The sequence below is a fragment of the Halobacterium sp. KA-4 genome, assembly GCF_021028995.1.
GTDB lineage: Archaea > Halobacteriota > Halobacteria > Halobacteriales > Halobacteriaceae > Halobacterium.
The window spans coordinates 45,541-52,222 of sequence record NZ_JAJJZG010000020.1; the positions used below are offsets into that span (position 1 = coordinate 45,541).

Sequence of the window (6,682 nt, forward strand, 5' to 3'; positions counted from 1 at the left end):
GAATATTCCTGAAAGCACCGATATTTATATACTACCGTTCCGAATCGACGAGTCGAATGCGGCAACGGATTATCAACAATCTCGCCCGTGCCGCCGGTGATTCAGATGCGCTCGCTCCAGTCCGGCGGGAACAGTTTCTCGTCTATCTGATGGGCCCATACCGGACATTCGACGTCGACGCGCTGCTGCCGGCGGATGCCGATGTCGAAACCGATGCCCCGTCATTTGCGACGTGGGACGAGACTAGCGGCGAGTACGCCGAAGACGAGGTCTTGCGGCTCCTCCAGGAGACGCGGGACTGCCTCCGCGACCGCGGGTTTAATGCCTTTCTCGCAATCGACGTCGGGATTCCGCTCGACGAGATGGATGCCGCCACACAGAGTATCGCCTTTGCGCAGGCGAGTAATGCAACGATCTTCATCGCTCCACAGGTCGGCGATAATCTCGGTGTCGGGATCGAGATCGGGAGCGTCCTCGAGGATATTCTATCAACAGCTGGAATGCAGGGGCCGGCAGCCGATGCAACGCCACCTACGCGTGCACGACGGGTTATGGTCGCAACCGAACCATCGGTTCGAAGTGCGATGCTTGGCGCCGTCCACGCGCGCTGGGACGCCAGTGTTCGGACGTTCACCGATGCCGCGGACTGCTGTCGGCTCTGCGCACAGTTCTGTACCCACATTCAGAACGAGGAGCTCTATGGCTCGCTCGACCGTCTGGATTGATCGGACTCGTGGTCACCCCGAGAAGACTTCTTCGCCGGAGCTGCTGCGAGAGTCACCCGAGAGCGATCTCATTGTACCTCGGAACCAGTTCGAAAGCTCGTGAGTTCGTCGATTCGATCTTCCAAGTCTTCGATCTCGCTGCGGAGGACATCTGCTTCCTCGCTGTCAGTGGCCGCGAGTCGGTCTTTTAATCCCTGCAATCGCGTCTCTTTCACGTCTTCGTTGACGTCGGCTTTCCTAACGTATGCCCGCTCGTCGATATCATAGACGTCCTGCTCGTGGAGGTCAGTCACGTCAAGTGCGTCATCAACCTTGTCCGGGTCTACGCCGAGGACACGATCCCGATCGATACCAGCGTCCTCCAACGCAGCGAGGACCTCTGTCTCGTCCTTCAGTGACTTCGAGCGTCGCGAAGTTCGCTGGACGGAGCCGTACTGGGCATGAACTGGCTGGTCGTGATGCACTCGATCAAGGAGGGTATCGGCGATGTCTTTCCGAAGGTCGTTCGCGCCACGTTGCACGTCCGAGAGCAGCGTGTAAAGGTCGATGAGTGTCTCCGTATCCAGGGTGTCCATGCTGGTCAGATCGTGGCGTTCTAATTCATCGATCAACAGGAGCGCATCAGCATAGACGCCGACATCCGGCTCAGTTCTATCGTCAGTCTCGGTAGGCCCCTCACCAATCACCTGGGTTGCAGTCGGGGCGTCTGTTTCGACGAGGATCCCAGCGTCCTCGTCAATCTCGAATTGCGGATGAAGCGTTAGTACGGCAGCATAGGGTTCGGCATCCGGCGGAAGGCGGTCAAGCTCAAAGCCGCCACTCGCATCCTGGACTCGGCGATAGAGCGTTTCGAACTGGTCGCGCTGGAGCGGCTGAGAATCGTCCGAATCCAGAATTTCGATGATGATGCGGTGTTCCTGTATATCGGTGATACGAAACTGCGTGTGTGAAAGCGGTGTGATGAGAGTGGCCTCCGGAGAAAGCTCCTCGGCCGCTTCGAGGAGTGTGTGCCAGTTCCCGCTGAACGACATATCTATACTCTCGCTGCTGAGAGCTTAAAATCCCCAGTTCCTCCAGATTGCAGGGTGGACAGAGCTGGCGACAGGGATCCACGAACTGGCGTACATCCCGATAGCGATCCACTCTCTGAGCAACTCATCAATACTGTCGGTGCGCATACCCGCATCAACAGCGAAGCGGACGAGCTGTCGCCGAAGCCACGCGCATACTTGTACGAACGGGTAGTAAAATCGGCTATGACGGATGAGAATGAGCCGGTCCAGCATTGCACGGTGGATGAGCCGGTGAATCTCCCGACAGCACTCGAGGCAGCCGCAATCGAATATCTCGACGTCGACGACCAGCGGACGATCGCGATCTATCAGCACGCGATTCTGATGGTTATCGCCAGTAAGGGACAGGCAACGGAAGCGTGGGAATTTACAGTCGAACTCTGGGAAGAGCCACCAGACGGCCTTCCTCGCGACCCGGATGATCTCATCACAGCATTCCTCAATGAACTGCTGGCGACTACCAATGCAGTTCGCACTGGAGACCATGACTGAGACAGCCACCACAGACCGCTTCGTCATTGAGGTGAGCCGTGTCGGGACCGTCGATCACATCGTCGATCTGGAAGCCGACCCAGCAAGCGGACCGTCGTATTCATCTCGACGGGAGTTACCGGGCGAGAAGCTGTGTAATCGAAGCACGCGCTCACCCACAAGCGAGTATATCACACTTCGAGACTACGCCGACTGGAAAGGTTTCGACAAGACGGCATTCGAAGGTGATGCGCCTGACCAGGTATGTTCGTATTGCTGGACAGCGGTAGTAGAGCACGCTGAGCGAGGAGAACAGCACGAATGCGATGACGTCGACGAACGCATCGGGACAGTCGGCTACCGTCTCCGGTGGAAGCAGAAGGGCCGGGCCCGCGAAGAGTGGTACGACATTGTCGTCCGACCCGAAACGACGATGGCAGAACTCGATGCACTTGTCTGCCGGTTCACGACGCTCGATGACCTCCATCTTCGCATGTACGGCCTCGAAGACGAGTATATGGATTCGACACTCAACGTCATCCCGGATCAGCAGTTTACCGAGGTCAGAGACCCCTCATACACGACCGCAAGCGAGGTAACGATTGCTGACGTCGCCGAACGTGCGACACTCTGGGACGGCGACAGACTCAGCATGGTCTACGATTTCGGGACTCCCTCACACTACTACTGCATCGTCAAGGAGGTGTACAGTGGAGACGAGATTGAGAATTTCCTCAAGGAACGTGAGCCGATCGCTACGACCGAGACAGCCGCGATCATCGACGAGAAACGACCCTAGTAATGGCCACGAGCGGTCAGTTGTCCCGCTCTTTTTCACCCGACTCCTCAAACACGTAGTCAATGCCCAACTGTCCGTACTGTGAGCGATCCTTCGCGGACGAATCCGAGATCCGCAAGCATCTCTACGAAGACCACGAGTCCGACGAACTCGGTCGGATCGACACCAAGCGGGTTGAGCAGTATATCGACGATCACGACCTCGAAGAAAACAAAGACGATACCACCCGTGCCCAGCAAGACACAGAGGAAGCGGTAGGCATGACCGCGGCGACCGACCGCCAGTCGGATGATCGGTGGGAGTTACATGACGTGCAGGCCCTGTCGACGGAGGAAATTCGGGACAAGCTTGCCGAGCACGGTATCGATACGACTGAGGAGTCGTTCCGTGACCGTGCGGCCGAGGTTGACTCCGCGATAGCACTTGCTGACCAGTGGGAAGACGATCACGATATCGACGCGTCGGGGTACGATCAGGATTTCATCTGGATGGCGGCTGAAGTGCTCTGGAGCCGGTGGGCACCCGATCTCCCCTATCGGGAACGGATCTACGACCTGGTACAGGAAGGCCGAGACCTCCGTGAGCAGGGCAGCGACGCCGAAGCTTGCCAGCGGTGGCTGACTGCCTGGGAGACCATTATCGCCGTCACGCCGGACGACATCACGACACTCGAGGGGGCTGACGATCACCTCCCGAATGTGCTCTCGCTCGAAGCATTCCTGCGGTCGGTCAACAACGACCTTGCTACCCTGGCAGCGGACGATCCGACCTATCACGAGCGACGCCTCGAATTCTGTCGGGAGGTCTGTACCCGGTTTCCGGATGCACCTGCCGAGCTACTCCTTGATTTCCGCCACTTCATCGCGGACTCGCTGACAGAGCTAGGACGACTGGACGAAAGCAGAAATGAGTTCGAGACGCTCATTCGAGACTATCCCGAAGATCCCTGGGCGTACAAGAAACTCGCGGATAGCTACTGGCAGGATGAAGTTGACGGGCTAACAGCCGAAGAGCTGAAACACGCCGTAAAATTGTACGAACAGGCCCTAAACGCCGAAGGTTCCCTCGAACAGCCATCAGCCGCCTCTGACCGGATCGACGAACTCGAACGCCGATTGGCTGACGTGGACTCGTCCGAGGCACAAGAGGAATAGGTGGTCTCTGTCGACTGACTTACGCCGTAAGCCGTCGACGTTCGTCATCAGACAATCCTATCCTCCAGCTTAACCAACAGTGTACAGATCCATCGGGCATTCGTTGGTTAACTTCGTCCAGCGACTTGGATCTGTTCTACGGCCAGGATTGAGCGCGTCCTGCATCGGTCGATAGGTGGTTTCGGCCTCCCCGAACATCTTGAGTCGGGATGCGTATTGGTCAGCATGACGCGGGTCGAGAAGGACGAGGACCGGGAAGAGCGCATCAAGATGCGGATCATCGTCGATACTTACAGCCCTGAAGAGCAAGCGTGGGGATGGTACGCGTATCTGGACGACACGATGGACTTCGCGTTCGAAGCACGCTGTGTCACCGAGCGAGAGGAGTCACCCCTAGAGGAAGGCGAAACAGTACGCGTAGTTGGGATGTCCCCGACAGATCCGACTCTCAGCCAGATGTTCGTGACGATAGAGTGGATGGACAGAGAACTTGGCGTGCCACTGGAGCAACTGGAGTCGATCGAAGCCAGTAGTAACACGGACCAAGCGATCGCAGACTGGCAGTACTGGCTCGATCGCTGACAACCGTAACTCCGGAACAATAGAACCACCCGCATCCGCAGAAGGACGGACCTACGCCTCCATGGAACTCGAGGAACCCACATATTGAATCCGGTCGGGGATCTCTGTACCAACATCGAATGCGAATCGAATTCGACGACGGCACGCTCCTGCTCCGTAATGCTCCCGACGATGTGCCCTATGCGGAGTGGGACGACCGCGTCGACGAGTACCGCACCCAAGCGTATCGATATCGATCCCTGCTCGAATGGGCCGGCAAGTGGACGGACGGAAACGAGCAGGCAACGTTACAAGAGGGCTTCGCTCACACTCTCGAAGACGCCGCCCGTGCCTATCCCGATCTCGATCTCACGCCAGCGCTCCACATCGAACCGCGCGACTACCAGCAGGCCGCACTCAACGCCTGGATCGACTACGATCGGCGAGGGAGTGTCGTACTCCCCACGGGCAGCGGGAAGACGTTCCTCGGGCTGCAGGCCATCGCCGACGCTGGCGTCAGTACGCTCGTCGTGACGCCGACGATTGACCTGATGAACCAGTGGCACGCCACGCTCACCAACGCCTTCGGCGACCAACTCACGGAACCGGTCGGCGTCCTCGGCGGCGGCAGCCACGACGTCACCGCGATCACCGTCACCACCTACGACAGCGCCTACCGCTACGTCAACGAGTACGGCGACCGGTTCGGCCTGCTCGTCGTCGACGAGGAACACCACCTACCGGCCCCGACCTACCGGCAGATCCCCGAGATGATGATCGCGCCGTACCGCCTCGGCCTGACCGCCACGTACGAGCGGCCCGACGGCAAGCACGAACTCCTCGAGGAGCTCCTCGGCCCGGTCGTCTACCGCGAGGAGGTCGACGAACTCGCCGGTGAATATCTCAGCGAGTACGAAACGATCCACATGTCGGTCGATCTCACGGCCGACGAGCGCGAGCAGTACGACGAAGAGTATCAGATCTATCGGGACTACGTCGACAGCCACGAGTTCGACCTCTGGAAAGAGGACGGCTACCAGGAGTTCCTCAAGCGCACGTCCTACGATCCACAGGGCCGGCGGGCGCTCATCGCCAAGCAACGGGCCGAACGAATCGCCCGAACAGCGGAGAAGAAACTCGACACGCTCGACAATCTCATCAAGCGCCATCACGACGACCGCGCGATTATCTTCACCGCCAACAACGACTTCGCCTACGACATTTCTCGGGAGTTCATCGTCCCCTGCATCACCCACCAGACCAAGACCGACGAACGCACCGAGATCCTCGAGCGGTTCCAGACCGGCGAATACTCGATGCTCGTGACCTCGCAGGTCCTCGACGAGGGGATCGATGTCCCGGCGGCAAACGTTGGGATCATCCTCTCGGGGAGCGCCTCAAAACGCCAGTACGCACAACGGCTCGGCCGCATTCTTCGACCGACGGACAACCGCCAGCCCGCCCGTCTCTACGAAATCATCACCGAGGATACGATAGAGACCTACGTTTCGCAACGCCGCCGGGAGGGGGTGAGTGCCAGTGCTGACAGCTGACCTCGCTCGCTCGCGAACGACCGACGAGACGATCACGCCGCTGTTCATCGATCCCGACGAGGAGCGCTACCGACAGACCGCGCGAGAACTCATCCAGCTGTTTGAGAACCACCTTGGCGAGCCGAAAGGGGACCTCGAGGACGCGATTGACGAGCTGACCGTCGCAGATACCGACTACAAGATCGTTCAGGGACTCGCAAAACTCCTCAAAGACGAGTGTCAGTACATCACAAAGCCGGTTAGTTAGAACGTCTGCTTGCTGAGGATGTGCACTCCAACAAGCAAGCAGACAGTGAAATCCACGAGGACCAGCTCCTTAACTTCCTCGTCAACCGACTTGACGAGG

Annotated in this window: 7 protein-coding genes and 1 pseudogene; 7 read left to right on the forward strand and 1 reads right to left on the reverse strand. The window is 58.5% G+C overall.

The genetic code is table 11. The annotated features are described in order from the left end of the window. Positions 1-56: 56 nt before the first annotated feature. Entirely contained in the window at positions 57-725 is a 669-nt protein-coding gene (locus LPA44_RS15450) for a DUF7509 family protein (RefSeq protein ID WP_230890412.1), read from the forward strand. Between the two features lie 68 nt (positions 726-793). Here LPA44_RS15450 and LPA44_RS15455 read toward each other — a convergent pair whose 3' ends face one another. Beyond that, positions 794-1,756 carry a hypothetical protein gene (locus LPA44_RS15455; RefSeq protein WP_230890413.1) on the reverse strand — a complete coding sequence of 321 codons (963 nt, stop codon included), beginning with the start codon at positions 1,754-1,756 and terminating at the stop codon, positions 794-796. Positions 1,757-1,810: 54 nt separating this feature from the next. On the opposite strand from LPA44_RS15455, the gene LPA44_RS15460 reads away from it, so the two are divergent. The 6 genes and pseudogenes from LPA44_RS15460 to LPA44_RS15485 all read left to right on the forward strand — a co-directional run. Then, the gene (locus tag LPA44_RS15460; RefSeq protein ID WP_230890414.1) at positions 1,811-2,290 is read left to right on the forward strand and encodes a hypothetical protein; all 480 of its coding nucleotides are present in this window, start codon (positions 1,811-1,813) and stop codon (positions 2,288-2,290) included. Beyond that, positions 2,283-3,068 (forward strand): hypothetical protein, encoded by a 786-nt coding sequence (locus tag LPA44_RS15465; RefSeq protein ID WP_442903406.1) that lies wholly within the window; start codon positions 2,283-2,285, stop codon positions 3,066-3,068. Before LPA44_RS15460 ends, LPA44_RS15465 begins: the two co-directional genes overlap by 8 nt. A 62-nt stretch (positions 3,069-3,130) precedes the next feature. Further along, the gene (locus tag LPA44_RS15470) at positions 3,131-4,222 is read left to right on the forward strand and encodes a tetratricopeptide repeat protein (protein ID WP_230890416.1); all 1,092 of its coding nucleotides are present in this window, start codon (positions 3,131-3,133) and stop codon (positions 4,220-4,222) included. A 225-nt stretch (positions 4,223-4,447) separates the two neighbouring features. Continuing rightward, positions 4,448-4,804: a calcium-binding protein gene (locus LPA44_RS15475; protein ID WP_230890417.1), complete on the forward strand. Its 357-nt coding sequence runs from the start codon at positions 4,448-4,450 to the stop codon at positions 4,802-4,804. A 119-nt stretch (positions 4,805-4,923) separates the two neighbouring features. After that, positions 4,924-6,336 (forward strand): DEAD/DEAH box helicase family protein, encoded by a 1,413-nt coding sequence (locus tag LPA44_RS15480; RefSeq protein ID WP_230890418.1) that lies wholly within the window; start codon positions 4,924-4,926, stop codon positions 6,334-6,336. Further along, positions 6,323-6,562: pseudogene (locus LPA44_RS15485) on the forward strand (DUF790 family protein); the annotation flags it as partial. The gene LPA44_RS15480 and the pseudogene LPA44_RS15485, both read left to right, overlap by 14 nt. Between the last annotated feature and the right edge of the window lie 120 nt (positions 6,563-6,682).

Excerpts from the sequence above, each read along its gene's own strand:
- LPA44_RS15480 (WP_230890418.1), top strand. The coding sequence starts at position 4,924 with ATGCGAATCGAATTCGACGACGGCACGCTCCTGCTCCGTAATGCTCCC.
- LPA44_RS15475 (WP_230890417.1), top strand. The coding sequence starts at position 4,448 with ATGACGCGGGTCGAGAAGGACGAGGACCGGGAAGAGCGCATCAAGATG.
- LPA44_RS15470 (WP_230890416.1), top strand. The coding sequence starts at position 3,131 with ATGCCCAACTGTCCGTACTGTGAGCGATCCTTCGCGGACGAATCCGAG.
- LPA44_RS15455 (WP_230890413.1), bottom strand. The coding sequence starts at position 1,756 with ATGTCGTTCAGCGGGAACTGGCACACACTCCTCGAAGCGGCCGAGGAG.
- LPA44_RS15450 (WP_230890412.1), top strand. The coding sequence starts at position 57 with ATGCGGCAACGGATTATCAACAATCTCGCCCGTGCCGCCGGTGATTCA.
- LPA44_RS15465 (WP_442903406.1), top strand. The coding sequence starts at position 2,283 with ATGACTGAGACAGCCACCACAGACCGCTTCGTCATTGAGGTGAGCCGT.